Genomic DNA, 26,006 nt, shown 5'->3' on the forward strand with positions numbered 1-26,006 from the left:
GCCGATTTTAGTGAGGATTTGGTAGGGAAATAACAGGATACGGGAAATGCTGAATAGCCTACTACATTAGTCAAGCTATTCTCCTACATTTTTGCGAGAATAGCTGTTTAGCGGGTGTACAATCGCCGGCACTTTTGAAGCTTCCTGATTATAGTTATAGCGCAAACTGTTCCTGCAGCCTGGGTGCATGATCCAGGTAAACGACACCAGAGCCCTGCCCGCGTGAGCACACCGCCCGCAGTGAGCCGCAGCCACCTCTCGACGATGCTGCCCGTCTTGCCGGAACGACCAGAATTTCTTTTATTGGTATTGGAGGTAATATGAATCAGCCCGTCATGGGTGGCGTCGCCGCACTCAACGTCCCAGCTTATATTAAACAACAGAAACTGATCAACTGGGTGGCCGACATTGCCGCGCTGACCAAGCCAGATCGTATTTACTGGTGCGATGGTTCGCAAGAAGAGTACGAGCGCCTGTGCGCTGAAATGGTTGCCAGCGGCACCATGAAAAAACTGAATGCCGAAAAGCGCCCGAATTCTTACCTGGCCTGCTCCGATCCGAGCGACGTGGCCCGCGTCGAAGACCGCACGTATATCTGCTCGGCAACGAAAGAAGCGGCCGGCCCGACGAATAACTGGACCGAGCCTGGCGAGATGCGCCACACCTTGAACGGCCTGTTCGACGGCTGCATGCGCGGCCGCACCATGTACGTCGTGCCCTTCTCGATGGGCCCGCTGGGCTCGCCGATCGCGCACATCGGTGTGGAACTGTCCGACTCGCCGTATGTCGCCGTCAACATGAAGATCATGACCCGCATGGGCCGTGCCGTGTACGACGTGCTGGGCACCGATGGCGAGTTCGTGCCGTGCGTGCATAGCGTGGGCGCACCGCTGGCTGCTGGCCAGGCTGACGTGAAATGGCCGTGCAACAGCACCAAGTACATCGTGCATTTCCCGGAAACGCGCGAAATCTGGTCCTTCGGCTCGGGTTACGGCGGTAACGCCTTGCTGGGCAAGAAATGTTTCGCCCTGCGCATTGCCTCGAACATGGGCTACCAGGAAGCGCAAGCATCGGACAACAATCCGGGCTGGCTGGCCGAACACATGCTGATCCTCGGCGTGGAATCGCCGGAAGGCAAGAAGCACTACGTGGCGGCGGCGTTCCCCTCGGCTTGCGGCAAGACCAACTTCGCCATGCTGATCCCGCCGGCAAGTTTTAACGGCTGGAAAGTGACCACCATCGGCGACGATATCGCCTGGATCAAGCCGGGCGCGGATGGCCGCCTGTATGCCATCAATCCGGAAGCGGGCTACTTCGGCGTGGCGCCGGGCACCAACGAAAAAACCAATTACAACTGCATGGCCTCCATGCGCGACAACACGATCTTCACCAACGTGGCGCTGACGGACGACGGCGACGTCTGGTGGGAAGGTTTGACCAAGGAAGCACCAAGCCACCTGATCGACTGGCAGGGCAAGGACTGGACGCCAGCGTCCGGCACCAAGGCGGCGCACCCGAACGCGCGCTTCACTGTTGCGGCAACGCAAAACCCGGTGATCGACGCGGCCTGGGACGACCCGGCCGGTGTACCGATCTCGGCCTTCATCTTTGGCGGCCGCCGCTCGACCACCGTGCCGCTGGTCACCGAAGCGCGCAACTGGGTCGAAGGCGTCTACATGGCCGCCACCATGGGTTCGGAAACAACGGCCGCCGCCGTGGGCCAGATGGGTGTCGTGCGCCGCGATCCATTTGCCATGTTGCCGTTTATCGGCTATAACATGAGCGATTACTTCCAGCACTGGCTGGACATGGGCGTCAAGGTGGGCAAAGTCAACCCGGCTGCCCTGCCGAAGATCTATTGCGTCAACTGGTTCCGCACGGACGAGGCTGGCAAATTCGTCTGGCCTGGCTTCGGCGACAACATGCGTGTGCTGAAATGGATGCTTGAGCGTATCGAAGGCAAGGCGGGCGGGGTGGAAAACCTGTTCGGCACGACGCCGCAGTATGGCGATTTGAACTGGGATGGCTTGCCATTCACGCAGCAACAGTTCGACACCATCACCTCGATCGACAAGGCCGCGTGGGTGGAAGAGTTGAAATTGCATACGGAGTTGTTTGAAAAACTCGCGTATCATCTGCCGCAGGAATTGGCAGATCACAAGGCTGCGCTGGAAAAGCGGCTGGGTGCATAAATAAGTTAGCGTAAAGCGGCGCCTGACAAGCGCAGTAGCTTGTCAGGTGTTGAGAGTTGTAGTGGGGGAGAAACACGCCAGCAAAGACTGGCGTGCGATAAATGACACGCCGGCAATGACTGGGGTGCTATCAAAAAGAGAAACGGCGCGGATTGCATGAGCAATCCGCGCCGTTTTTTATGGCGCGTTCGAGGGGGCTAGCCTGCCTGGGCTGGCACGAAATAAATCGGATAGACCTCGTCCATCATTGCTGGACATTCTTCCGGTTTTGCCTTTGGAAATGTGACTGACAGGGGCGCTGTCTCATGCAAGCGGTCCTCCACTTCCAGTACGCCTGCGTAGGCCTTGACCTCGCGTGCGGCAGGCGCCTTGCAATCGCCGACCGCCAGTTCGCGGCCATTGCCATGAAAGCTGCTGCCATGGGCGATGTCGGTACACAGGGACGGCCAGTATTGGAAGGGAAAAAAGCGTCCTGGCGGCGCGGTTTGCTGCCTGTCTTCCTGATGTAATTTGTGCCGCATGAAGTACATCACAAGCGACTCATACGCGTCGTAGGCTGGTGGCCAGGCCAGTTGCAAGGGCTGGCTGGCCAGCTTGGCGGTCCTGGAGCAAGTGCCACCCTGCGCCATCTGCAAACGCTCACGCCGCGGTGCGCCATCTGTGCGAACGGAAAATTGACCTGGGGCATTGATGCGCAAGGGCGTGGTGCCCATGCGCAGCACCACTGTTAGCTTGCGCTCTGTAGAGCGATAGCTGATGTCGTACAGCTTGCCAGGCTTGAAGCCTTCGCGCGCCTCGATCCTGTATAAGCCATACGAGGCGTCGATTTCCTCGCTGACCTCACGCAAGCCTTGCTGCATGGCGAAGCGCTTGACGGTATCGCTCGGCCCCTCCGGTTCCGGTTTGTCCCAGCTCCGTTCCATGGCTTTCACCCTGCGGCACATCGGCATGGACGCGTTCTTCTCTTCGGCGCATTGCTGCATTTCCGGGCTGGCCAGATAGTAAATATAGGGTTGTACTCCCACCTGTTTTTCCACGCGCAATCGTACCGCCACCGGTGTCAGCTTGCGTCCCGTACCGCGCTCGATAATACGAAACCGCTTGGCGGAAAGGGGGACAGGCGGGCCGACAAGGATATGGCCATCCTGATCCCTGACCAGGAAATCGGGAGATTGATTTGGAAGGAACAGGATGCCACGTGCATTGGCAGGCACGGTGACCACGGCCGGCTTGCCGGATGCAGCCGGCGCCGCATGGAGGAACTCGCCGGATATCTCCTGCATGCAAGAACAAGCCACCGCCACGCCGGACGACAGCAACCATGGCATGGTTACGCAATGGCGAACCCAGCTGGATAAACGTGAGGGGAAGTGCGGCATGTTTTCTCTGAAAGCCGGTGCTGTGACCAGAAAGAATAGTTTCCCATAGAAAAATCCCCCGGGCAACATAGCTGGCCGGGGGATGGGCAGGGAAGCGCCGCTTATTGCTTCAGCAGCGGCCCCAGGTACTTGCCCGTCACGCTGGCCGGGTTCAGCGCCACGTCTTCCGGCGTACCGGTGGCGATGATCTGCCCGCCGCCAGCGCCGCCTTCGGGGCCCAGGTCGACGATCCAGTCGGCCGTCTTGATGACGTCCAGGTTGTGCTCGATGATGACGAGGGTGTTGCCCTGGTCGCGCAGGCGGTGGATGACCTTTAACAACAAATCGATGTCGTGGAAGTGCAGGCCTGTCGTCGGTTCGTCGAGGATGTACAGGGTGCGGCCCGTGTCGCGCTTGGACAATTCCAGCGACAATTTGACGCGCTGCGCCTCGCCGCCGGACAGGGTGGTGGCGCTCTGGCCCAGCTTGATGTAGCCGAGGCCCACGTCGAGCAGGGTTTGCAGCTTGCGCGCGATCAAGGGCACGGGCTTGAAGAATTCATGCGCCTCTTCCACCGTCATGCCCAGCACTTCCGTGATGTTCTTGCCCTTGTATTGTACTTCCAGCGTTTCGCGGTTGTAGCGCTTGCCGTGGCAGACGTCGCATGGCACGTAGACGTCGGGCAAGAAATGCATCTCGACCTTGATCACGCCATCGCCCTGGCATGCTTCGCAGCGTCCGCCCTTGACGTTGAACGAGAAGCGGCCCGCGCTGTAACCGCGTTCCTTGGCCGTCGGCACGGTGGAGAACAGGTCGCGGATCGGCGTAAACAAGCCCGTGTAGGTGGCGGGATTCGAGCGCGGCGTGCGACCGATCGGCGCCTGGTCGACGGAAATGACCTTGTCGAAGTGTTCCAGGCCGCTGATCGACTCGTGCGGCGCCGGTTCCGTCTGCGAACCGTACAGATGGCGCGACAGGGCCGGATATAAAGTATCGTTGACCAGCGACGACTTGCCCGAACCGGACACGCCCGTCACGCACGTCATCAGGCCCACCGGCAAGCTCAGCGACACCTTTTTCAGGTTGTTGCCCGTCGCGCCAGTAATGAGCAGCTGCTTTTCCGGATTGCTGGCGTGGCGCTTGGCTGGTACGGCGATTTTCAGCTTGCCGTTCAGGTATTGCGCCGTCAGCGATTTCTTGTTCTTGAGAATGTCGGACAAGGTGCCTTCGGCGATGATTTCGCCGCCGTGCACGCCCGCGCCGATGCCCATGTCGACGATGTAGTCGGCCGTGCGGATGGCGTCTTCGTCATGCTCGACCACCAGCACGCTGTTGCCGATGTCGCGCAAGTGTTTCAAGGTTTCGATCAGACGGTCATTATCGCGCTGATGCAAGCCGATCGACGGTTCATCGAGCACATACATGACGCCCGTCAAACCGGAGCCGATCTGCGATGCCAAACGGATGCGCTGTGCTTCACCGCCGGAGAGCGTGTCGGCGCTGCGGTCCAGCGACAGGTAGTCGAGGCCCACATTGTTGAGGAATTTCAGGCGCGAAATAATTTCCTTGACCACGCGGTCAGCGATCTCTTTCTTGGCGCCCGTCAGTTTCAGTTTTTCAAAAAATTCCAGGGTCTCGCGCAGCGGTTTTCCCGCCACTTCATAGATGGCCCGCTGCTGCTTGCCCGTGCCGACCTTGACGAAGCGCGCTTCCACGCGCAGGCGCGCGCCATCGCATGACGGGCAGCATTTTTCATTGATGAACTTGGCCAGTTCTTCCTTGACGGCCATTGAATCCGTTTCGCGGTAGCGGCGCTGCAGATTGTTGACCACGCCTTCGAACGTGTGTTCCTTGATGACGGTGCGGCCCCGTTCGTTCACATAGCTGAACGGAATCACTTGCTTGCCGGAGCCGTACAGCACGGCTTGCTGTGAATTCAAGTCCAGCTGCTCGAACGGCATGTCCAGGTCGAACTCGTAATACGCGGCCAGATTCGACAGCATCTGGAAGTAAAACTGGTTGCGGCGGTCCCAGCCCTTGACGGCGCCCGAAGCGAGCGACAGGTTCGGGAACGCGACGATGCGTTTCGGGTCAAAGAATTCGATATGCCCCAGGCCGTCGCATTCGGGGCAGGCGCCCATGGGGTTGTTGAACGAGAACAGACGCGGTTCCAGTTCCTGCAGGGAATAGCCACACACATTGCAGGCGAACTTGTTGGAATACACGTGCTCCTGGGCCGTATCCATTTCGTAGGCGATGGCGCGGCCATCGGCCAGGCGCAGGGCTGTCTCGAAACTTTCCGCCAGCCGTTGCTTGATCTCCTGGTTCACCTTGACCCGGTCGATGACGACGTCGATCGTGTGTTTTTCCGTTTTCTTCAGTTTCGGGAGGTCATCCACTTCATAAATCTTGGCGGCATGCGTGCCGCTCTGCACGCGAAAGCGCACGAAGCCCTGCGCCTGCATCTGCTCGAACAGGTCGACATGCTCGCCCTTGCGGTTGGCGACGACGGGCGCCAGGATCATCAGCTTGGTGTCTTGCGGCATGGCCAGCACAGCATCGACCATTTGCGATACGGACTGGGCGGCCAGCGCGTTTTCAGGATGGTCGGGGCAGTAGGGCGTACCCACGCGCGCGTACAGCAGGCGCAGATAATCGTGGATTTCCGTCACGGTACCCACCGTCGAGCGCGGGTTATGCGAAGTTGCCTTCTGTTCGATGGAGATGGCGGGAGATAAGCCCTCGATCAGGTCGACGTCGGGTTTTTCCATCAATTGCAGGAACTGGCGCGCATACGCCGACAGCGACTCGACATAGCGGCGCTGGCCTTCCGCGTACAAGGTGTCGAAGGCCAGCGAAGACTTGCCGGAGCCGGACAAGCCGGTAATCACGATCAGCTTATTGCGCGGCAAATCGAGATTGATATTCTTGAGGTTATGCGTGCGAGCGCCGCGAATGCGGATCTGTTCCATGTGATTGCCTTGCTTTCAGTGAGTGGTGCGGCCGGCGCATTGTGCCTGGGTGCAGATGAGGAGCCACAACGGGTCAACCTGTAACTATAGCCGGGTTTTGCTCTGCATGCCTGAGGCGTCCATGGGCGGATTGCGCCGCCAGGCGAACGTGCCCTGACAAAGTTTGATACAGATGCGTGCAGACGTTTAAACACTGTATATAATACCAGTATTCAAGTTTCTTGTTTTCACCTGACGTGAAAAAAACCTGCTGCCGCACGGGAGAGGGCGTCCGCCAGAAAGCGGGTGCTTTGCGCCGCGTGGTCGCTTATAATCCTCGTTTAGTACACTAAACTACCGCGCGGGACACCGGCTCCCGCTGCAGTTCATCAGGAGTTATTCATGGCATCAGTCAACAAAGTCATCATCGTCGGCAATCTGGGCCGTGACCCGGAAATCCGCTACATGCCTAGCGGCGACGCGATCGCCAACATCGCCGTGGCCACTTCGTACAAATCGAAGGACCGCAACACGGGCGAACAAAAAGAATTGACAGAGTGGCACCGTATCTCGTTCTTTGGCCGCCTGGCGGAAATCGTCGGCCAATACCTGAAAAAAGGTTCGTCCGTCTACGTCGAAGGCCGTCTGCAAACCCGTAAATACACGGACAAGGACGGCGTCGAGAAGTACGCAACCGACATCATCGCTGAACAGATGCAAATGCTGGGCGGCCGTTCCGGCATGGGCGGCGACGCCGGCGGTGGCGATGACAGCTATGGCGGTGGCGGCGGCTACGAAGCCCCGGCTCCGCGCCAGGCGCCAGCACCGCGTCCAGCCCCGGCGCCAGCACCACGCCCGGCACCGAAGCCAGCACCGAACTTCTCGGACATGGACGACGATATCCCGTTCTAAATACGCCGTTCTGACGCCTGCCGTCAGGCACTGTCGATAAAAAGCCTGCTTCACCCGTGAAGCAGGCTTTTTTATGGGCGCGGGCAGTAGAAGGTGATGCGGAATGCATGGTCACATTCCACAGCAAGAAGCGGATGGCGGCGCTGTCCGGATGCTGGTCTGATGGCGGTTTTGACGCCACCGGAGAACAGCATGGATTTTCGTATTACGGGTTTGTCGCCCGAGCCTTTTCTGCCTTTTTTTTCCTTATCCGATGCCGAGTTGACCGCGCTCGGCATACGGCGCTATGTGGTCGACCAACATCCCGGATTTCCTGACCGTATTACGCTGGTGGACGCCGAGCTGGGCGAGACCGTGCTGTTATTGAATCATGTGTGCCAACCCGCCATGACGCCCTACCGGGCTTGCCACGCCATTTTTGTGCGCGAGGGTGCCACGCAAGCGTACGATGCCGTCAATCAGGTGCCGGAATCGATGCGGTTGCGTTTATTGTCGCTGCGTGCCTATGCTGCCGATGGCATGATGCTCGATGCCGACGTGGTGGACGGCACCGCCATGGAAGCCGTCATTGCACGACTATTTGGCAATGCGGACGTCAGTTATATCCACGTTCACAATGCCAAGCGGGGCTGTTATGCGGGCCGCATCGACCGTATTGACCGCGCTTGATTTGCTCCCTTATCTAATCGCGCAAGCCGATATCGAGCGTGTATGCCGCCACCGCATTCCTGCGCGCCGCGTTGCGCATCAGATAGACCTGTACCGTGTACTCGCCATCGGCCGGCAGTTTCGCCTGGTAACTGTTGCCGCTGGTCGAGCCGATGAACAGGGCTTCGTCCTGGCCTGGCTGGCGGATGTTGAAGTAATTCGACGGCTGATTGGTTTTCAGCTTGACGCCGAGGCTCTGGCCCGCTTTGCCCGTGAGCGTGTATTCGGCCGTGGCGTAACCCTTGATCTTGCCCTTGACCGTATGCGTGGCCTGGTTCGCCGTCAATGTCACGCTTTCCTTGTGGATGGGATCGGCGCTCCAGGCGGGCGTGGCGAAGACGAGTGCCGCCAGCAGCAGGCAGGCGTGGATGGGCAATGGACGATGCGGCATGCGTTTTTCCCTTTGACGTTGATGCCAGCACGGTTGCTGGCGCTTTCCATCTTACGCCAGGCACAAAAAACGGCCGCGCACTCATCGAAGGCGCGGCCGGTTTGCGTTGCATCAAGCGCGTTGATGCAAGCCTTAATGGGTACTGACTTCCTTGCGGTTATCGCGCGAGACCCGGTCGATCATCTTGTTGTACGGATCGACGCCCACTTCAAACGGTTTTTCCTTCACCGTAATCGTCACCACGGGGTCACTGCCCGACAAGACGCGTTTGTCCGTGAACAGGACTTTTTCATCCTTTTCTTTAGCACCCGGCGCGCGCGCGAAGATGGCGATCTCTACCGGTTCGTCGTAGGCGCGCGGGCTTTCCTTGCCCTTGCCGTCGGACTCCAGCTTGGCCAGGTGCAGCTGCATGGTGACGTCCCACTGGCCATCGGGGCGCTTGACGGCCGTTGCCTGCGTGACGCGATTATCGTAGAACACGATTTTCTCGAACAGGTCCGTGATCAGGGCCTGCTTGTCCTGCGGCGCTTCGGCGCGGATGTAGGCCAGCAATTCCGACGCGGTGGTGAATGGCGCCTGCTGGTAGCCCTTGTCCTGCAGATAGCGTTTCAGGGCACGGTTCAAGGCGGCTTCACCGATTTCGTCGCGCAGGCGGTAAAACACCAGGCTGCCCTTGTTGTAGTGGATGTATTGCTGTCCCTCTACGCGCGCCAGCGGCAATTCCTCGATGGCTTCGCCGCCGCGCCCGCTCAGGTAGCGGTCCAGTTCATAGCGCAGGAAGCGGCGCATCTTGTCGCGGCCGTATTCCTTTTCCATCACCATCAGGGCCGAGTATTGCGCCAAGGACTCCATCAGCATGGTGGCGCCCTGCACGTTGGCGCCGATCACCTGATGGCCCCACCACTGGTGCGCCATTTCATGCGCCGTGACGTAGAACACGTAGTCGATGTCCTCCTTGTCGCGCAGGTCGGCGATGAAGCCGATGCCTTCCGAATACGGAATCGTATTCGCAAACGACTGGGCGAAGCTCTGGTAGCCGGGGAACTCGAGGATGCGCACCTGCTTGTGCTGGTAAGGCGTGAACTCGGTGCTGTAATAGTCGAGCGACTTTTGCACGGAAGTGATCATGCGGTCCGTGTTGTAGCCGTGTTTCTTGTCGAAATAAATTTCGATCGGCAAGCCGTGCCATTCGCCTTTGTTGACTTCCCAGCGCGCCGACAGGTAGGCAAAGAACGGCAGCATCGGCTGGTCCATCTTGTAGCGGTAATAGCGGCGGCCATCCTTTTCCCAGCTGCCTTGCAGATAGCCGGGCGCCAGGGCGATCTGCTCGCCGCTGGTGGACACCGTCGTGTCGAAATGGATCCAGTCGGCATCGCCGCCCAGCACCGTGTCGCCATACGCGGACGTGTCTTCCAGCTTGGCCATGCGCTGCGGTTCGCCCAGGCCCCGCTTGCGGCGCTCATTGCGGTCCGTCAACTCCATCTCCTTGGCATAGCCGAAGTGCGGAAAATACGCCTGGTTGTTGAAGAAGCTGCCGTTCAGGTTGACCTGGTCCGCTGCACCGCTGTTGGTGAAGCCCTGATGCGTGGCGGCCACCGTGAAGTCGAGCGGCAGGGTGGCGCCGGGCGCCAGGGGCTGGGCCAGCTTGATGATGCTGAAACCGAGCGCCTTGTCGTCGAGCGCTACCTTGTGCTCGGGCAAGTTCAACCAGTGCGTTTCCAGGTCTGGATTGAGCTGGATGCGCAGGGTATCGAGCGGCTGCGCCGTCTTGTTTTGCAGCACGTAGTGGCCCTTGATCAAGACTTTACGTTGCTCAGGATAAATATCCACATTGGCCTGGACTTGCGTGATCTTCATCTGCGGCAAGTGCTGGTACTGTTTGTACAGTTTTTCGTAGCGCGCCTGCCTGTCCATGCCGATGTCCGACGTCTCGTATTTGTTCAGCATGTTCGTGTTGTAGAAGATCCAGCCGCCCGTGCCTGCCCAGCACAGCAGCACCACGGCCAGCGCGGCGCCCGTACGGCCTTGCAGGCGTTGACGAGCCAGGCCCAGGCGTGTCCGCCAGCCGGTCGACAGGCCGCGTACCCAGAATGCCTGCGCCAGCATGACAAGCGCCACGGTGAACAGGCTCCAGTACAGCGCAAACCAGGCCCAGCCCGTGAAGAAGTGGCCGTAGCCATTCATGTCCGAATACGGGATGGCCGGCGTGCCGCCAAAGGCGTACAGATTGTGTTCGAAGTGCAGCATGCCCAGCACGGCTTGCGCCACCATCAGCAGGATCACCAGCAGGTAGCCGATGAACTTGTTATTCGACAGCACTTGCAGGGTGAGGGCGCACAAGCTCATCAGCACGAAGAAGAGGGCGCCCAGCAGGGTGCCTTTCAGGTACAGCCCCAGTTCCACGGGCGCGCCGCCCTTGACGAGCTGGAAGCCGATGGCCGTGAGGACGCCCGCCAGCAGGTAGCCGGCGATGACGCCGACCAGGGCCGTGCATTTGGCCAGCAGTGGCACCCAATCGGGTACGGGCATGGCATCGCTGACGTCGGCGATCCTCACTTGCCGTTCCTTGAAGATCAGTTCGCCCGCATAGAAGGTGACGATGATGATCAGGAGGAAGCTGAAGCTGTTGCTGATCTGCTGCAACAGCAAATGCGTCATCGGATACACGGCCGTGCCATACATGTTCTTGCCGACATTGGCGGCGGCGATCAGGTTGATCATGCCGAACAGCAGCATGACGAGGAAGGGCAGGCTCTTGAAGACGCCGGCGGCGTCGAAGCGCAGGATTTGCCACCACTGGCGCCAGGCCGTCGCGGCCGTCAAGGTGGGGATGCTGCGCGGCAAGTCCCGCGGCGCCGTGACGGCGGGGGCGAGCGTTTCCGCCTTGTGCTTGCCGAACAGGCGCTTGCCCGTCCCCGTGCGTTGCGGCTTGAACAGGATCACGGTAGCGGCAAACAGCAGCGCCGTGATACCCAGCCACAGCAAGCGGTTGGCCAGCAGGAAGCCGGCAAACGGCGGCAGGCCCGCGTTCGCTTCGGCGGACGTGAAGTAGCGCGTCATGCGGCCCAGGGCGCGCATGCCGAACGGATCGAGCAGGACGGCGATCCATTCGTTGTTGATGTCGCGCGTAAAGGCGCCAGCCGTGCCCCACAGCACGAAAAAGCCCAGCACGCCCACGTAGACCAGCATCATTGAGCGCGTGGTGGCCGCCAGCAGCATCAGCAGGGCGCCGATGAAGAGCAGGTTGGGAATCACCATCACGGCAAAGCTCCATGCATATGCCTGCAGCGAGAACGCGCCCACGCGCTGCGGATCGACCCAGGGCATGAGGGGGCCGAGCATGATGCCGAAGGCGATGCAGACGAAGATGGCCAGGCAGGCGACAAAGCCGGCGGCGAAGCGGCCGAACAGGTAATCCCACTTGCGCATGGGCGTGGCGAATAGCATGTCGGCCATGCCCACTTCGCTGTCGCGCAGCACGGCGCCGGCGATGAAGATGGTGATGAGCAACATCGACAGCAGGCTGAACATCGTCAGCAACTGCGCCACCACGGTGGGCGCATTGCGGTTGATGTTGCCGATGGCGCCGCCGATCTGGATCGAATCGCTGCTGCTGGCGCCAAAGGCTAGCAAGGCCAGGATGACGGAAAATACCCACAGCAGCGGCTGTTTCAGCTGGTAGCCGAGGTCAAACTTGAAAAATTCCTTCCACATGGCGCGCTCCTTACGCCGCGACGGCGGACGGTGCCGCAGCGGAAACGGCGGCGCCGTTGCGGGCAGCGTTGCGCACGTGCAGGAAGTACACGTCTTCCAGGTCAGGGGCGATCTGCACGAAGCCGCTGTCGGGCTGGCTGTCGGCATACACATTGATCTGCGGCTTGCCGCCTACCAGGCGCGTCGACAGCACATTGTGCGACTGCTGGTACTGCGCCAGCTCGTCCATGCCGACGCTGCGGCGCCACACCTTGCCGAGCAGCGTATCGATGGCCGCCTGCGGCTCGCCCTGCACCAGCACCTGCCCCTTGACGATCATGGCCATGCGCGGGCACAGGTCCGTCACGTCGTCGACGATGTGGGTCGACAGGATCACCACCACCTGCTCGCCGATCTTGGCCAGCAGATTCAGGAAACGATTGCGCTCGTCAGGGTCCAGACCGGCGGTGGGCTCATCGACGATCACCAGGCGCGGCGCACCCAGCAGCGCCTGGGCGATGCCGAAGCGCTGGCGCATGCCGCCCGAATACGTGCCCAGGTTGCGCTTGCGCGCTTCCCACAGATTGGTTTGCTGCAACAACGCTTCCACGGCTTCCTTGCGCGGGCCCTTCTCCGTCAAGCCTTTGAGCACGGCAAAGTGGTTGAGCAGGGTTTCCGCGCTGACCTTCGGATACACGCCAAAATCCTGCGGCAGATAGCCGAGCTGGCGGCGCAAGCCGGCCTTGTCCTGCAGCACATCGACGCCATCGAAATGGATGCTGCCGCTATCGGGGTCTTGCAATGTCGCAATGGTGCGCATCAGCGAAGACTTGCCCGCGCCATTCGGCCCCAGCAAGCCGAACATTCCGTTCGGAATGTCCAGGCTGACATTGTTGATGGCCTTGACGCCATTGGCATAGGTTTTGTTCAGCTGTTTGATCTTTAGCATGCAGCACTCTCCAGGACGTGGGTCTAAACGCCGGCAGATGCGTGCCTGCCGGCCTGTGGAAGGGGATCACCCTTGTTTTTATCAACCGCGATGGCGGATGTTACTTAAGAGTAATAATATATAAGCAACTGGCATGAAAAAATGGTTTTGTGACCAAGTGAGGAAATGCAGGCATGAAATGCAGGAGGGCGGGGATGAGTGACGCAATGCTACACTCGCCAGTTTCAGTGACGCCATGATGCGAAAAGGATGGGGATATGTCTGCAACGCCAGGAAACATGACATTGCGCGCCGTTGCCCCGGGCGAAGAGGGGGCATTGGCGCAGCTGTTCCAGCTGTACTGTTATGACAATTCCGCCTGGAGCGGAGAAAGTGTGCTGGCCGATGGCCGCTACGACGTGTGCGACGCAGGGCTGGCCGAGTATGTGCATACGCCCGGGCATACGGCCAGCTGGATCGAGGTCGATGGCGAACTGGCTGGCTTTTTCCTCACGGAGCCTGGCATGGCGGGTGAATTGGCCGTGCAGGAGTTCAGCGACTTTTTTATCCTGAAGAAATACCGGCGCCGGGGCGTGGCGCTGGAAGTGGTGCGCAGGGTGCTGCTGGACAGCGCGCAGACGTGGCTGGTGGCGACGTTTCGCGACGATGCCGCTGCCTGCGCGTTCTGGCGCCACGCGTTTGCACGCCTGCCGTTTGCCAGGGTCGAGCCATACGACGATCCGGCCTTGCCGCAGTTCCAGCTGACCTTGCTGAAACCGGCGGCCTGAGCGCGTTTAGAAGCGCACTTTCACATACGCCGACGGTCCTGTCAGGCGCACGTTCAAGTCCGCATCGCGTTCGCTATCGCGGTGCAGCTTGATTTTCGAGATGCCGTAATCGGCCACGAAACCGATATTTTTGAACGGAAACCATTCCACGCCGATATTGCCGCCGTAGATGTGGCCGTTGATGCGCCCGCCATTTTTTTTGATGCCCGATGCTTCCGCATACATGCGCAAGTCCGGTGTAAACGCGTGGCGCCAGCCCACTTCCAGCAGCGGCGCGAACGCGTGCTCGCCGATGGAATCGCGCGCCGTGGCCGTTTCGCCATTGACGATGCCGGTGGCCGTGCCGTTCAGGTTTGCATTGTAATAGGCCGCGCCCAGGCCGATGCCGAAAGTGTCGTTGCCGCTGCCCAGCCACCATCGGTACGACATCTTGGCCAAGTCCAGTTTCAGATCGGCATCTGCGCTGGCCGTGCCTGTCACGGGCTGGCCATTGATGGTGGTCTGGCCGCTGAGCGTGGGGGTGTAGGATTTGTCATAGCGGTAGTAGTCGAATGCCAGGCCGTGGCGGTCGCCGATCAGCAATTCGGCCTTGATGCGCGGAATGGTCGTATGCTTGGGATTCGATTCGGGCGCGTCGATGCGGCCAAACTGCGTGTCGGCGCCGATATTGATGCGCGGATCGGCGGAAAACGCCCCCACCGACAGACTGACACGGTCCAGTGCCGGCGACGGCTCGGCCCGCGCCGTGGCGCTCGCCGCGGCAATGCCCAGCACACCCAGCATCATGGCGCCGCGCATGGCGAGGTGGTGCGGGCGTGGTGGGGACAGGCGGGTGGACACGGACATGGCAGACATGGGCAACTCCTCAAGATAAAGTGAAAACTGTCGCGACGCTTGGGCGGCCCACGCTGGGCAACAGTGCAATGAGGAAATGGTAGCAACTGTTACATTTAGATCACGTAGCCGCACGGCGCAAATTACCGTCGGATTTGTCCTACCGCGTGTAACGGCTGGTACATGCCGACATTGCCTGCGATGGGGAACGCGGGCAAAATGGTGTGCAACAGGAGGAGACACCGCATGAGAATCGCCGCCATTTCCGATATCCACGGCAACCTGGATGCGCTGGACGCCGTGCTGGCCGACATCGCCCGGCGTAATGTAGACGTGACCGTCAACCTGGGCGATATCGTTTCGGGCCATCTGCAGCCGCGCGCCACGGCGGTACGCCTGATGGGGCTCGATTTACCCACCATCCGCGGCAACCACGAGCGCCAGCTGCTGGGCGACCCGGCCCGCATGGGCGTGTCGGACGCCTACGCGCGCGCGCAACTGTTGCCGGAGCAACTAGCCTGGATCGCGGCGCTGCCCGCCACCTTGCGCCTGCGGCATGACGTGCTGCTCGTGCACGGCACGCCCAGCAGCGACCTCGTATATTTCCTCGACAGCGTCACGCCGCAAGGCAGCCGCGCCGCCACGCCGCAGGAGGTAGCCGAACGCGCCGGGACAACGGACGCGGCCTTGATCCTGTGCGGTCACACGCACATGCCGCGCCAGGTGCGCCTGCCTGATGGGCGGCTGATCGTCAATCCGGGCAGCGTGGGTTTGCAGGCCTACGACGATGACCATGTTTACCCGCACCTGATGGAAAACGGCACGCCGCATGCGCGCTATGCCATCGCCGAACAGGGAGTGGACGGCGCCTGGACGGCGCAGCTGCACGCCGTGGAATATGACTGGGAAACAGCGGCCCGGCTGGCGCTGGCGAATGGGCGGCCCGACTGGGTCACGCCCTTGCGCGCGGGCCGGGTCGGCTGATCAGCGGAACTCTTCGGCCACCAGATTGTACTTCTGCATCTTGTGGTACAAGGTCTGCTTCGGCAAGCCGAGCACCGTGCTCACTTCGCTGACGTTACCGGAATAGGCGCGCAGTTCCTGTTCGATCAGGGCGCGTTCGAAGCCGTTGACCTGCTCCGCCAGCGACAGGGGGCTGGCCAGTCCGGCTGCCAGCAGGCTCGAGGCGCCACCGGCGATGCCCAGCACGAAGCGGTCGGCGATGTTGCGCAACTCGCGCACATTGCCGGGCCAGGAATGGGCCATCAGGTTGCGCATCTGCGCGCTGGAGACCACGGGCGCGGCGCGGTTGTAGCGGGCGGCGGCGGCCAGCACGAAGTGTTCGAACAGGATGGGAATATCCTCGCGCCGTTCGCGCAACGGCGGCAGATGCAGCACGATCAGGTTCAGGCGGTAGTACAGGTCGCTGCGGAATTTCTGTTGCTGCGACAAGTCTTCCAGGTCCAGCTTGGCCGCTGCGATGACGCGCACGTCGACGGGCGTGGGCACGTTCGAGCCCAGGCGTTCGATATAGCGTTCCTGCAGCACGCGCAGCAATTTGACTTGCAAGGACAGGGGCAGCGATTCGATTTCATCGAGGAAAAAAGTGCCTTGATCCGCGTGCTCGATCTTGCCCACCTGCCGCTTGGCCGCGCCCGTAAACGCCCCCGGTTCGTGGCCGAAGACTTCGCTTTCAAATATGCTTTCGGGAATCGCGCCGCAGTTGACGGCGACGAAGTTGTGCTTGCGGCGGTGGCTGAAGTCATGCAGGCAACGCGCCACCATCTCCTTGCCGGTGCCCGTGTCGCCATAGATCAGTACATCGGCCGGTTCGTCGGCAACGTCGAGTATCAAACGCCGTATGTCGCGCATCGCCACCGAGTTGCCTAATAGACGGGATTCGATGCCGCCGCCGTCTTCCAGTTGCCGGCGCAGGCTGTGCACTTCCAGGGTCAGGCGCCGCGTTTCCAGCGCGCGCAGGATGACGTCGACCAGTTGCTCGGAGGAATACGGCTTTTCGATGAAATCATAGGCGCCCGTGCGCATGGCGTGCACGGCCATCGTGATGTCGCCGTGGCCCGTGACGAGGATCACGGGCAGGTTGGCATCGAGCGTCTTGACCGCTTGCAGCAATTCCAGGCCGCTCATGCCGGGCAGGCGCACGTCGCTGACCACGATGCCGGGGAAATCGGGCGTCAGCAGTTTATAGGCCAGTTCGGCCGAGTGAAACGCCAGCACGTCCAGGCCGGCCAGTTGCAGTGCCTGCTCGCTGCCTTCGCGTACGGTGGGGTCGTCCTCGACCAGTAAGACCTTCAAGCCGTCAAACATGTTTTTCCTCCTGCGTTGCAATCTGTAGTTCGATGGTGAAGATGGCGCCGCCGCCGGGGGCATTTTCGGCGCGCAACACGCCGCCGAACTGGCGCGTGATCTGTTCGGAAATGGCCAGTCCCAGGCCCAGTCCCAGGCCTTGCGGTTTTGTCGTGAAGAACGGTTCGAACAGGTGTTCGCACACTTCCGTCGACAGGCCCGGTCCCGTGTCGGCCACGTGGATCAGCACGTGTTCCCGCGTGCATTCGACGGACACGCGCAGGCTGCGCACGTCGCTGCCATTCATGGCGTCGAGCGCATTGGCATACAGGTTCACCAGCACCTGCTCCAGGCGGTTGCTTTCGCACATGGCGAAGATGTCTTCCGGTGGCAGTTGCAGGGTGAAACGCACATTTTCCACCTGCAGCCGGCGTTCGACGAGGAACAGGGCATTGCTGATCGCCGTGGGGATCGAGACGGAGGTCAGGCTGGTCGTCGACTTGCGCGCAAAAATCTTCAATTGACCTGTAATGGTCCCCATCCTGGCCGCAATTTGCGATATCTTCGCCAGGTTGCGCCGCGCGTCGTCGAGCCGTCCGCGTTCCAGCAGGATGACGGCATTGTCGGACATGGTGCGCAGCGCCGTCAGCGGCTGGTTAAGTTCATGCGTGATGCTGGCCGACATTTGCCCCAGCACGGCCATCTTGCCGGCTTGAAACAGTTCGTTTTGCGTGATGTGGAGTTTTTGCTCGGCCTTGCTGCGCACCTCGATTTCCTGGCTCAGGCTTTGCGTCATGGCATTGAGTTCCGAGGTGCGTTCCTCGACCATGGCTTCCAGGTTGTCGTAAGCATGTTGCAGATCTTCGCGGGCGCGCAATTTTTGCGCCACGGCCGCGCGGCGCTGGCGCAGGTAAAAGAACAGCAGCATGAAAAAGCCCAGCAGCACGCAAGAGAAGGCGGCCGCCGCGCGCGCGCTGGCCTTGGCCTGCGCCAGATCCGACAAATAAATGAAAGTCCAGCCTTGCGGCGACTTGAGCTTGATCTGCGTCATGACGCTCGAGCTGATCTTCGGTGGCGTGTCGGCGTGTTCCTGCTCGCGCACGCTGATCACGCGGGCGCCATTGCCCAATTGGCGGTCGGAAATGAAGGGGATGGCTTCCAGCTGCTTCGAATAATACTGGCGCGTGCGATTGAGTTCTTCGACGATCGCGGGGGACAGCGGCGCCAGGGTCTTGTATTTCCAGTCCGCCATGGAACTGAGAAAAATCACGCCGTGCTCGTCGGCCAGCATGACCTTGTCGGCGCCCTGCACCCAGCGTTTTTCCAGGGTTTCCAGGTTCACCTTCACCGTTGCCAGGCCCAGCATGTGGCCATTCTGGTAGATGCCGTGGGCAAAGAAGTAACCGGGTTCCAGCCGCGTTGTGCCCACGCCATAGAAGCGGCCCGGCGTGCCGCGCAGCGCATCCTGGGCGTAGGGGCGGAACGAGATATTGTCGCCAATAAAGCTGTCGGGCTGCTGCCAGTTGCTGGCGGCGCGCGTGTTGCCGTCGAGGTTGCTGATGAAAATGGTCGAGGATTTCGCCTGGGCATTCATCTGCTCGAGGTAATGGTTGACCGTATCGACCAGCACCGGGTCTTCCGGGTGCTGCAGCAAGCGGATCACGTCGCGGTTCAGCTCCAGGGTCTTGGGCAGGAAGTCGTATTTTTCCAGCGCATTTTCCAGGCTGCTGACATATACCTCGAGGCGTTGCGCACCGCTGGCCTGCAGCTTGCCGATGGCGATGCGTTCGGTCCAGAAATACACGAGCCAGACGGTGGCCAGGCAGGCGGCCAGCACGACGCCCCAGGCCAGCGTTTCGCGGCCCGACCGTTGCGACAGGCGCTGGCGCCAGGAAAGGGAGGGTTTCGTAGTACTGCTATTCATAAAATCAGCTGCCAACTTGCAAGAACCCACAGTATCGCATTTAAGTAATCGCGGAAATAAAAAAGCCGCCGGATGTGCATCCGGCGGCCTGCGCTGTAACTAGCCGCGATTAGAACGTATGACGCATACCTAAATTGAAACCGCTGTTGCCGGTGCCATTGTCCGTGGCATTGCCGACGACGAAGGTGGCGCCGTTCTTGTTGCTGATGTGGCCGTAACCGGTGTACAGGTCGCTGCGCTTGGACAGGGCGTAGAACGCGCCGATGGCCCACTGCTGGGCGTCACGGTTGGCGTTGCTCTTGTCGTTGTGGCGGATGTACGATGCGACCAGCTTGGTGGCGCCGAACGGTGCGCTGAAGCCGAGCAGGATGTCGTTGCTCTTGCTGTCGTCGAGGGCGCGGTTGTCGGCGTAGCCGAAGTTGCCTTGCACTACGCCAAAGTCGTAGCGCGTGGCCAGCAGGGTGTTGCGCGTTTGCTGGGTCGCCAGCGCATTTTCCTTGCGGTGGTGCGTCAGGGTCACGTTCAGCGGACCGTCGATGTAGTGCACGGCGCCGCCCATGCTGCGGTTTTTCGCATTGTCGCCGGCCACTTCGCCAAAGCCATACGCCAGGTCGGCCGACAGCTTGCTCCAGGTCGGCGTGGTGTATTGCACCATGTTATCGACGCGGATATTCGTCACCATCAGGTTCGATGCCGTGCCGGCCAGGCCGATGACGAATGGATCGGCCACGTCGCGCAGGGCCAGGTAGTACGGAGAATATTGGCGGCCCAGGGTGACGGCGCCGGCGCTGCCGGTCAGGCCGACATATGCCTGGCGGCCGAACAGCAGGCCGCCCTGGCCCGAGGTGCCGGTGTCGATATTGAAGCCGCTTTCCAGCACGAAGGTAGCGGCCAGGCCGCCGCCCAGGTCTTCCTTGCCCTTGAAGCCGATGCGCGAGCCGGAAGCGACGCCGGAAGCGACGCGGTTCAGGCGGTCTCCAGCCGCATCCTTGTCGAATACCAGGCCGGCGTCAGCCACGCCATAGATCGTCACGCTCGATTGGGCCATGGCGCCGGTGGAGGCTGCGCCGAGGGTCAGCAGGGTAAACAGGACTTTTTTCATGAAAATCTCTCTAATAAGTTGGAATGACTACTGATCGCACTACCTGACTGCTTGTTACTCAACATCGACAACAAATAAATGGCCCGCTTGTGGCGGGCCATGGCGCTATCAGGCTTTGCTAGCGTGATCCGCTTCGCCCCAATGGCTTTCCGTGTTCTGGCTGGCCGCGTTGGCGGCAGCGGCTTCTTCCTCGGTGGCCAGGCCACCTTCCCACTTGGCGACGACAGCCGTGGCGACGGCATTGCCGACCGCGTTGGTGGCCGAACGGCCCATGTCGAGGAATTGGTCGACGCCCATCAGCAGCAGCAAGCCGGCTTCCGGAATATTGAACTGGTTCAGGGTAGCGGCAATCACCACCAGCGAGGCGCGCGGTACGCCGGCCATGCCTTTCGAGGTCAGCATCAGCAGCAGCAGCATGGTGATCTGCGTGCCGATCGACAGGTCGATACCATAGGCTTGCGCAATGAACAGCACGGCAAAGGTGCAGTACATCATCGAACCATCGAGGTTGAAGGAGTAGCCCATTGGCAACACGAAGCTGGAAATCTTGCGGTCCACGCCGAACTGGTCGAGCGCCGTCAGCAGTTTTGGATACGCCGCTTCCGAGCTGGCCGTCGAGAATGCCAGCAGGAATGGTTCGCGGATCAGGCCGACGAGCTTGAAGATGCGCGGACCGATGACGACGAAGCCGGCGCCGATCAGCAGGGCCCACAGGCACAGCAGGCCGACGTAGAAGCCGCCCATGAACTTGGCAAACGTGACCAGCACGCCCAGGCCGTGGGTGGTGATGACGGAGGCCATCGCGGCGAACACGGCCAGTGGGGCCAGGTTCATGATGGTGCCGGTGATGCGCAGCATGACTTGTGCCAGTTGGTCGACGACGGCTGTCAGGGTCTTGCCCGATTCGCCCAGGCCGGCCAGTGCGCCGCCGAAGAAGATCGAGAACACCAGCACTTGCAGGATTTCATTGTTGGCCATGGCCTCGATCGGCGACTTCGGCACCAGGTGCGTGAAGAAATCTTTCAAGGTGAAGGCGGCCGTTTTCAGATTGGTTGAAGCGTGTACGTCCGGCAATGGCAAACCGAGGTTGGTTCCCAACTGCATCAGGTTCGACAGCACCATGCCCAGCGCCAGCGAAACGAGCGAGGCTACGACGAACCAGCACATGGCTTTCAGGCCGATGCGGCCGGCCGTCTTGCCGTCGCCCATGTGGGCGATACCGACCGTCAGGGTGGAGAACACCAGCAGCGCAATGATCATCTTGATCAGGCGCAGGAAGACGTCGGTGACGATGGAAATATTGCCAGCGATTTGAGCGCTGAGCTTGGCATCAGGGAAGGCGGTGTTGCATCCATAGCCCACGGCAATGCCGAGGATCATGGCAATCAGGATGTACAGGGTTAATGGCCGTTTCTTTTTCATTTTGACTCCTCCGGTGAAACGCCGCTGTGAGCGGATTATTGATAGCGAGCAACTCAAGCTTGGAGTCAATATTTCTCAAAAACAAGCCCTTGCGTGCTAGCGATTATTTGCAGCAAAACCTGTACATAGCAAAGGATATGCCTGAAATTGGAATTTCCTACATAACTTCTTAAGTTGTTGATTTAAGGCGGCTTTTTTGTTGTCAGGATGTCGCAATTTCGCACACTTGCGCGAAATATTGGACGCGCAAGCGCATCGCTGTATGACTTTTCATACGCTAGTCGCGGCAGGGCGGCGGTGCGCCAAAAAGACAAGATTATCAGGACAATAAAAAAGCCCCTCCGAAGAGGGGCCCGATGTTGCGGAATACTATTCTTGACGTTAGAACTTGATATTCGCCGTCAGGCTGAACGAACGTGGCTGGCCCGGGGTGTAGCGGAAGCCGGATTTGTTGATGGCCGCCACATAGGTCTTGTCGGCCAGGTTGTAGGCATTCAACTGCAAGTCGAGGTTCTTGTTGACGGTGTAGGTTGCCATGGCGTCGAAGACCCAGTAGGCATCCACGCGGGCCGGCGTGCCGACGGCGCCATCGGTGCCGCGCAGCATTTCACCCACGTAACGCGCGCCGCCGCCGATCTTCAGGCCAAACGGCAGGGTGTACGAAGTCCAGCTGGTGAACGCCTGTTTTGGCGTGTAGGTGAGGCTCTTCTCGCCACTGGCTGTGAAGACCTTGTTCGACTCGACCTTGGTATTCATGCGCGTGTAGCCGGCGCTGACCAGCCAGTTCGGCATGATCTCGCCCACCACGCCCAGTTCCAGGCCTTGCACGCGCTTCTTGCCGGTCTGGTAATAGATGGTCGAGATGACAGGATCCTGTTCCAATTCATTCTTGACGGTGGTCTGGTAGACGGCGGCCGACAGCGACAGTTTTTGCTTCAGGAAGTCCCACTTGGTGCCGATTTCCTTGGTGATGGTTTCCTGCGGGTCGTAGTTCGGGTTTTGCGCGCTGTTGGCGCCCGTGCTCAGGGCGAAGTTGACGCCAGGTGGCGCTTTCGACGTGGCCAGCAAGGCGTACACGCTGCTGTCCGGCGTCGGCTTGTACATGGCCGAGATCTTGCCGTTGGCCAAGGTGTCGCTCAGGGTCAAATGGGTAGGAATCGGCGTGCCGACCGGCAGTTTTTGTACCTGGTCCTTGGCCACGGCCGCTTGCAGGGCGACGGCGTCATACGTGGTGTTGAAATGGTCGAAGCGCACGCCGCCGTTGAAGATCCACTTGTCGCCGAACTTGACGGTGTCGAACACATACAGGCTTTGCGTGTTGACTTCGCCTTCCGTGAAGGCGCCGCTGCGCACGGGATTGTGGCCGGTGACGGTGTCGCGCGGATTCGGATTGTACAGATTAGCATCCGGCAAGGTGCCCAGGGTGGCTGGCACATAGCTGTAGTTGGTCTGTTTTTCGCTGGTGAACTCGGCGCCGGCCACCAGGGAGTGCTTCAGCACGCCCGTGTCGAATTGCGCGCTGACCACGGTCTGGTTGGTCAGGATCGTGTTTTCCTGATCCTTGACTGTGCGCAGCGAGCGCGCCAGCGTCCAGGTCGACGGATCGGTGGTGACCGGCGTCTTCAGGTTGGCCTGGCTGCCCATGAAGGCCGTCAGCAGATAGTCCTGCTGGGTCTTGCCGTAGCGCGTCGTGTTCTGGATTTGCACGTTCGGCGAGAAATCATGGTCGATGCGCAAGGTGCCCATGTCGGCCTTGACCTTGTCGTAGTCCGAGGTGGAACCGTAGAAGTTCTTCGGATCGACCTTGGCGGCGCCGTTCAGGAAGGTGCGGATGACCGGTTGCTCCTTCGTGGCGACGTCCGGCGTCGAGTAACCTGGCAAGCCGATGGTCGGCACACCGCCGTCGGGCACGTTGTTTTGATCCACGTGCAGGTAGCTGGCCGTGATGCGCGTCGGCTTGCCAATGCCGAAGGTGACGGTGGGCGCGAAGGCCCAGCGCTTGTTCGTGACTTCATCGCGCGCCGGATTGCCGCTGTCCTGCGTCATCAGGTTCAGGCGCAAGGCCGTGCCGGTATCGCTGTCGAGGATGCGGTTCCAGTCGGCCGTGGCGCGCTTCTGCTTGCCGCTGCCTGCTGTCAGCAGCGAGTTGAATTTGTTTTCCATGGTGGCCGTCTTGCTGACCAGGTTGATCGAACCGGTCGGCGAACCGCGGCCGCTGTCCGTGCCCGCCGGGCCCTTCAGGACATCGATCTGTTCGATGTTGAAGACGTCGCGCGCGATGGAACCCACGTCGCGCACGCCATCGACATAGATGCTGCCGGACGAATCGAAACCGCGCATGTAGACGGCGTCGCCCGTGTTCGTGTTGCCGTTTTCACCGAGGAAGAAAGTACCGACGCCAGGCGTGTTGCGCAGCGCGTCCGTCAGGGTCAGCGCGCCTTGCTGTTCGATCAATTCCTTCTTGATCACGACGATGGTTTGCGGCGTATTGACCAGCTCTTCCGTGTATTTCGGCGACGAGGCTTTTTCGGCCTTGAAATCATTTTCCTTGGACCCTACGACCTTGACTTCGTTCAGCATTTGCTGCGATGCCGGGGCGCTTTGGCCGGCTGGGTCGGCCGCCTGGGCGGCGACGGGCAGCAGCATCACGGCCAGGGCGGCGCCGATGTGCTGGTTGAAACGGGTTGGGGCGTGTTTGCGGCTCTTGATTGCCATCTTGCTCTCTCGATAAGGTCAGGGTAGTGGTTCCTGGCTGGCGCTGCGCGCGGTGCTATCGCACGCGGACAAGTGGCTGGCTGGGGAAACGGGTTGTGTGACATTGTAATAATTGGGCGCTATTTCGTAAATGAGAATCGTTATCAGTCTCGTTTACGCAACGATTTTTGTGTGCCGGAAAAAAAACACTGTGATGCCGCATGAATGCTTGCTTTGCGGCCGAACCGCTGCTACGCGGGCAGGCGTCCGGGAGCGAGAGTATGATGAGCAACCTTTACAAATTTCCGCCAAGCATGCTCCATACTCCTGACGCTTTTGTGCCCCTGATCGACGCTCCCGAACCGGCTCCGACCGCCGAACAGACGCTCACGTTTGTCTTTCATCGCGGACGTTTATTGTTGCGCACGCCGGACCTGACCCTGCCCACCGCCGCCGAGGCGGCCGCGCTCGATATTGACCTGAGCCGCGCCCAGCCCGTGGGCTTGTGGCAGGGCCGCTATTGCCAGACGGTCTGGACCGACGAAGAGTTGCAGCCGGGCGACGGCCTGGCCTGGCACGGCATGCGTTCGTTGTTCAATGCCGTCGACGACGCGTTCCTGGGCCTGGCCAGCCGCGCCGCGCAACTGGCCGAGTGGGCGCGCACGCACCGCCATTGCGGCGTGTGCGCCACGCCCATGCAGCGCACACGCGGCGAACGCTGCTTCACCTGCGCCGCTTGCGGCATGCTCGCGTATCCGCGCATTTCGCCAGCCATGATGGTGCTCATCCGCAAGGGCGACCAGGTGCTGCTGGCCATGCACAAGCATTCGCCATCGCAGCGCTTCAGTCCGCTCGCCGGTTTCCTGGAAGCGGGCGAATCGATCGAGGAAGCCGTGCACCGCGAAGTGATGGAAGAGGTGGGTTTGCGCGTGCATAACTTGCAGTACTTCATGAGCCAATCATGGCCGTTTCCCCATTCGCTGATGATCGCGTTTACGGCCGATTACCTCGATGGCGAAATTCGCCTTGACGAGAACGAGATCGCCGAGGCGCGCTGGTTCGGCCCCGGCGATGCGTGGCCGGAAGCGAGTTCGAGCGTGTCGATTTCCGCGCTGCTGGTGCGCGCCCACCGTCCGCCAACGGCATAGGAAAAGCCAGGGTTGCTCGGGCAGCTTGCCGCATTTTCTATATACTGGCGGCAATTGAAAATTTTAGGGTGGTTTAGCATGTCTCAAGAAGAATTCTCCGAAAACGACTGGCGCCGGCTGATCAGCAGCTTTGGCGAAGATCCGCAGCGTCCTGGCTTGCTGGAAACGCCGGCGCGCGTGGCCAAGGCGTGGAAGCACTGGACGTCCGGCTATGGCCAGGACCCGGTGGACTTGCTGAAAGCGTTTGAAGATGGCGCGGAACAGTACAACGAGCTGATCGTCGTGCGCGGCATCCCCGTCTACAGCCATTGCGAACACCATCTGGCACCGTTCTTCGGCAAGGCCACCATCGGTTATGTGCCTAACGGCAAGATCGTCGGCCTGTCGAAACTGACGCGCCTCGTCGATTGCTTCTCCAAGCGCCTGCAAGTGCAGGAACGCATGACGATGCAGATCGCCAATGCCTTGATGGAAGTGCTGGAACCGAAATCGGTGGGCGTGGTCGTACGCTGCCGCCACCTGTGCATGGAAAGCCGCGGCATCCGCACGCCGGGCGAAGAAACCATCACCTCGGCCATGCTGGGCGAGATGCAGCCGAACCTGGCGCTGCGCACGGAGTTTCTGGCGTTGGCGCGCGAAGTCTGATTTTCGGCG

General features: G+C 60.6%; 18 protein-coding genes. 7 read left to right on the top strand and 11 right to left on the bottom strand.

The annotated features are described in order from the left end of the window. The first annotated feature begins 320 nt into the window (after positions 1-320). Positions 321-2,192 (top strand): phosphoenolpyruvate carboxykinase (GTP), encoded by a 1,872-nt coding sequence (locus SJI03_RS24645; RefSeq protein WP_322428948.1) that lies wholly within the window; start codon positions 321-323, stop codon positions 2,190-2,192. A gap of 197 nt (positions 2,193-2,389) precedes the next feature. Here the strand turns inward: SJI03_RS24645 and SJI03_RS24650 are convergent, their stop codons facing one another. After that, positions 2,390-3,520: a hypothetical protein gene (locus SJI03_RS24650; protein WP_322428949.1), complete on the bottom strand. Its 1,131-nt coding sequence runs from the start codon at positions 3,518-3,520 to the stop codon at positions 2,390-2,392. A 152-nt stretch (positions 3,521-3,672) separates the two neighbouring features. Continuing rightward, the gene (gene uvrA, locus SJI03_RS24655) at positions 3,673-6,522 is read right to left on the bottom strand and encodes an excinuclease ABC subunit UvrA (protein WP_322428950.1); all 2,850 of its coding nucleotides are present in this window, start codon (positions 6,520-6,522) and stop codon (positions 3,673-3,675) included. Between the two features lie 381 nt (positions 6,523-6,903). Here uvrA and ssb point away from each other — a divergent pair, with 381 nt between their 5' ends. Together ssb and SJI03_RS24665 are read left to right on the top strand one after the other, a co-directional pair. Continuing rightward, on the top strand, positions 6,904-7,413 hold the full coding sequence (gene ssb, locus SJI03_RS24660; protein WP_034781209.1) for a single-stranded DNA-binding protein: 510 nt from the start codon (positions 6,904-6,906) through the stop codon (positions 7,411-7,413). A 192-nt stretch (positions 7,414-7,605) separates the two neighbouring features. Continuing rightward, a complete protein-coding gene (locus SJI03_RS24665; protein WP_099379299.1) occupies positions 7,606-8,082 on the top strand; it encodes a DUF1203 domain-containing protein in 477 nt (158 codons plus the stop codon). Between the two features lie 13 nt (positions 8,083-8,095). Here SJI03_RS24665 and SJI03_RS24670 read toward each other — a convergent pair whose 3' ends face one another. From SJI03_RS24670 to SJI03_RS24680, 3 genes are all read right to left on the bottom strand, one after another. Continuing rightward, the gene (locus tag SJI03_RS24670; RefSeq protein ID WP_099379257.1) at positions 8,096-8,512 is read right to left on the bottom strand and encodes a hypothetical protein; all 417 of its coding nucleotides are present in this window, start codon (positions 8,510-8,512) and stop codon (positions 8,096-8,098) included. Between the two features lie 132 nt (positions 8,513-8,644). Next, the gene (locus SJI03_RS24675) at positions 8,645-12,226 is read right to left on the bottom strand and encodes an ABC transporter permease/M1 family aminopeptidase (protein WP_322428951.1); all 3,582 of its coding nucleotides are present in this window, start codon (positions 12,224-12,226) and stop codon (positions 8,645-8,647) included. Between the two features lie 10 nt (positions 12,227-12,236). Next, positions 12,237-13,154: an ABC transporter ATP-binding protein gene (locus SJI03_RS24680; protein WP_322428952.1), complete on the bottom strand. Its 918-nt coding sequence runs from the start codon at positions 13,152-13,154 to the stop codon at positions 12,237-12,239. Between the two features lie 278 nt (positions 13,155-13,432). On the opposite strand from SJI03_RS24680, the gene SJI03_RS24685 reads away from it, so the two are divergent. Further along, positions 13,433-13,921 (top strand): GNAT family N-acetyltransferase, encoded by a 489-nt coding sequence (locus tag SJI03_RS24685; protein ID WP_322428953.1) that lies wholly within the window; start codon positions 13,433-13,435, stop codon positions 13,919-13,921. A 6-nt stretch (positions 13,922-13,927) separates the two neighbouring features. On the opposite strand, the gene SJI03_RS24690 is transcribed toward SJI03_RS24685, so the two are convergent. Further along, complete coding sequence (locus tag SJI03_RS24690; protein ID WP_322428954.1) at positions 13,928-14,776, bottom strand: hypothetical protein; 849 nt, start codon at positions 14,774-14,776, stop codon at positions 13,928-13,930. A gap of 225 nt (positions 14,777-15,001) precedes the next feature. Between SJI03_RS24690 and SJI03_RS24695 the strand changes: the two genes are divergently transcribed. Then, the gene (locus tag SJI03_RS24695) at positions 15,002-15,739 is read left to right on the top strand and encodes a metallophosphoesterase family protein (RefSeq protein WP_322428955.1); all 738 of its coding nucleotides are present in this window, start codon (positions 15,002-15,004) and stop codon (positions 15,737-15,739) included. Here SJI03_RS24695 and SJI03_RS24700 read toward each other — a convergent pair whose 3' ends face one another. The 5 genes from SJI03_RS24700 to SJI03_RS24720 all read right to left on the bottom strand — a co-directional run bounded on the left by SJI03_RS24700 (position 15,740) and on the right by SJI03_RS24720 (position 24,225). Further along, a complete protein-coding gene (locus SJI03_RS24700; RefSeq protein ID WP_034781227.1) occupies positions 15,740-17,083 on the bottom strand; it encodes a sigma-54-dependent transcriptional regulator in 1,344 nt (447 codons plus the stop codon). It lies immediately after the preceding gene. After that, positions 17,076-18,986 carry a sensor histidine kinase gene (locus tag SJI03_RS24705; RefSeq protein WP_322428956.1) on the bottom strand — a complete coding sequence of 637 codons (1,911 nt, stop codon included), beginning with the start codon at positions 18,984-18,986 and terminating at the stop codon, positions 17,076-17,078. The genes SJI03_RS24700 and SJI03_RS24705 overlap by 8 nt, the downstream gene beginning before the upstream one ends. Before the next feature lie 109 nt (positions 18,987-19,095). Then, positions 19,096-20,088, bottom strand: coding sequence for a porin (locus SJI03_RS24710; RefSeq protein ID WP_099379264.1), 993 nt, complete (start codon positions 20,086-20,088; stop codon positions 19,096-19,098). Between the two features lie 108 nt (positions 20,089-20,196). Further along, positions 20,197-21,510: a dicarboxylate/amino acid:cation symporter gene (locus SJI03_RS24715; protein WP_035822991.1), complete on the bottom strand. Its 1,314-nt coding sequence runs from the start codon at positions 21,508-21,510 to the stop codon at positions 20,197-20,199. Between the two features lie 381 nt (positions 21,511-21,891). After that, on the bottom strand, positions 21,892-24,225 hold the full coding sequence (locus tag SJI03_RS24720) for a catecholate siderophore receptor Fiu (protein ID WP_322428957.1): 2,334 nt from the start codon (positions 24,223-24,225) through the stop codon (positions 21,892-21,894). 293 nt (positions 24,226-24,518) lie between these two features. Here SJI03_RS24720 and nudC point away from each other — a divergent pair, with 293 nt between their 5' ends. Together nudC and folE are read left to right on the top strand one after the other, a co-directional pair. Next, positions 24,519-25,352 carry an NAD(+) diphosphatase gene (nudC, locus tag SJI03_RS24725; RefSeq protein WP_322428958.1) on the top strand — a complete coding sequence of 278 codons (834 nt, stop codon included), beginning with the start codon at positions 24,519-24,521 and terminating at the stop codon, positions 25,350-25,352. A gap of 78 nt (positions 25,353-25,430) precedes the next feature. Continuing rightward, entirely contained in the window at positions 25,431-25,997 is a 567-nt protein-coding gene (gene folE, locus SJI03_RS24730) for a GTP cyclohydrolase I FolE (RefSeq protein WP_035822985.1), read from the top strand. Positions 25,998-26,006: the final 9 nt, after the last annotated feature.

Source organism: Janthinobacterium sp. GMG1 (assembly GCF_034427795.1).
In the GTDB taxonomy this organism is placed as follows: domain Bacteria; phylum Pseudomonadota; class Gammaproteobacteria; order Burkholderiales; family Burkholderiaceae_D; genus Janthinobacterium.

Excerpts from the sequence above, each read along its gene's own strand:
- ssb (WP_034781209.1), top strand. The coding sequence starts at position 6,904 with ATGGCATCAGTCAACAAAGTCATCATCGTCGGCAATCTGGGCCGTGAC.
- SJI03_RS24690 (WP_322428954.1), bottom strand. The coding sequence starts at position 14,776 with ATGTCTGCCATGTCCGTGTCCACCCGCCTGTCCCCACCACGCCCGCAC.
- SJI03_RS24670 (WP_099379257.1), bottom strand. The coding sequence starts at position 8,512 with ATGCCGCATCGTCCATTGCCCATCCACGCCTGCCTGCTGCTGGCGGCA.
- SJI03_RS24710 (WP_099379264.1), bottom strand. The coding sequence starts at position 20,088 with ATGAAAAAAGTCCTGTTTACCCTGCTGACCCTCGGCGCAGCCTCCACC.
- SJI03_RS24715 (WP_035822991.1), bottom strand. The coding sequence starts at position 21,510 with ATGAAAAAGAAACGGCCATTAACCCTGTACATCCTGATTGCCATGATC.
- SJI03_RS24720 (WP_322428957.1), bottom strand. The coding sequence starts at position 24,225 with ATGGCAATCAAGAGCCGCAAACACGCCCCAACCCGTTTCAACCAGCAC.
- SJI03_RS24650 (WP_322428949.1), bottom strand. The coding sequence starts at position 3,520 with ATGCCATGGTTGCTGTCGTCCGGCGTGGCGGTGGCTTGTTCTTGCATG.
- SJI03_RS24700 (WP_034781227.1), bottom strand. The coding sequence starts at position 17,083 with ATGTTTGACGGCTTGAAGGTCTTACTGGTCGAGGACGACCCCACCGTA.
- uvrA (WP_322428950.1), bottom strand. The coding sequence starts at position 6,522 with ATGGAACAGATCCGCATTCGCGGCGCTCGCACGCATAACCTCAAGAAT.
- SJI03_RS24645 (WP_322428948.1), top strand. The coding sequence starts at position 321 with ATGAATCAGCCCGTCATGGGTGGCGTCGCCGCACTCAACGTCCCAGCT.
- SJI03_RS24680 (WP_322428952.1), bottom strand. The coding sequence starts at position 13,154 with ATGCTAAAGATCAAACAGCTGAACAAAACCTATGCCAATGGCGTCAAG.
- nudC (WP_322428958.1), top strand. The coding sequence starts at position 24,519 with ATGCTCCATACTCCTGACGCTTTTGTGCCCCTGATCGACGCTCCCGAA.
- SJI03_RS24685 (WP_322428953.1), top strand. The coding sequence starts at position 13,433 with ATGACATTGCGCGCCGTTGCCCCGGGCGAAGAGGGGGCATTGGCGCAG.
- SJI03_RS24695 (WP_322428955.1), top strand. The coding sequence starts at position 15,002 with ATGAGAATCGCCGCCATTTCCGATATCCACGGCAACCTGGATGCGCTG.
- SJI03_RS24675 (WP_322428951.1), bottom strand. The coding sequence starts at position 12,226 with ATGTGGAAGGAATTTTTCAAGTTTGACCTCGGCTACCAGCTGAAACAG.
- SJI03_RS24705 (WP_322428956.1), bottom strand. The coding sequence starts at position 18,986 with ATGAATAGCAGTACTACGAAACCCTCCCTTTCCTGGCGCCAGCGCCTG.
- SJI03_RS24665 (WP_099379299.1), top strand. The coding sequence starts at position 7,606 with ATGGATTTTCGTATTACGGGTTTGTCGCCCGAGCCTTTTCTGCCTTTT.
- folE (WP_035822985.1), top strand. The coding sequence starts at position 25,431 with ATGTCTCAAGAAGAATTCTCCGAAAACGACTGGCGCCGGCTGATCAGC.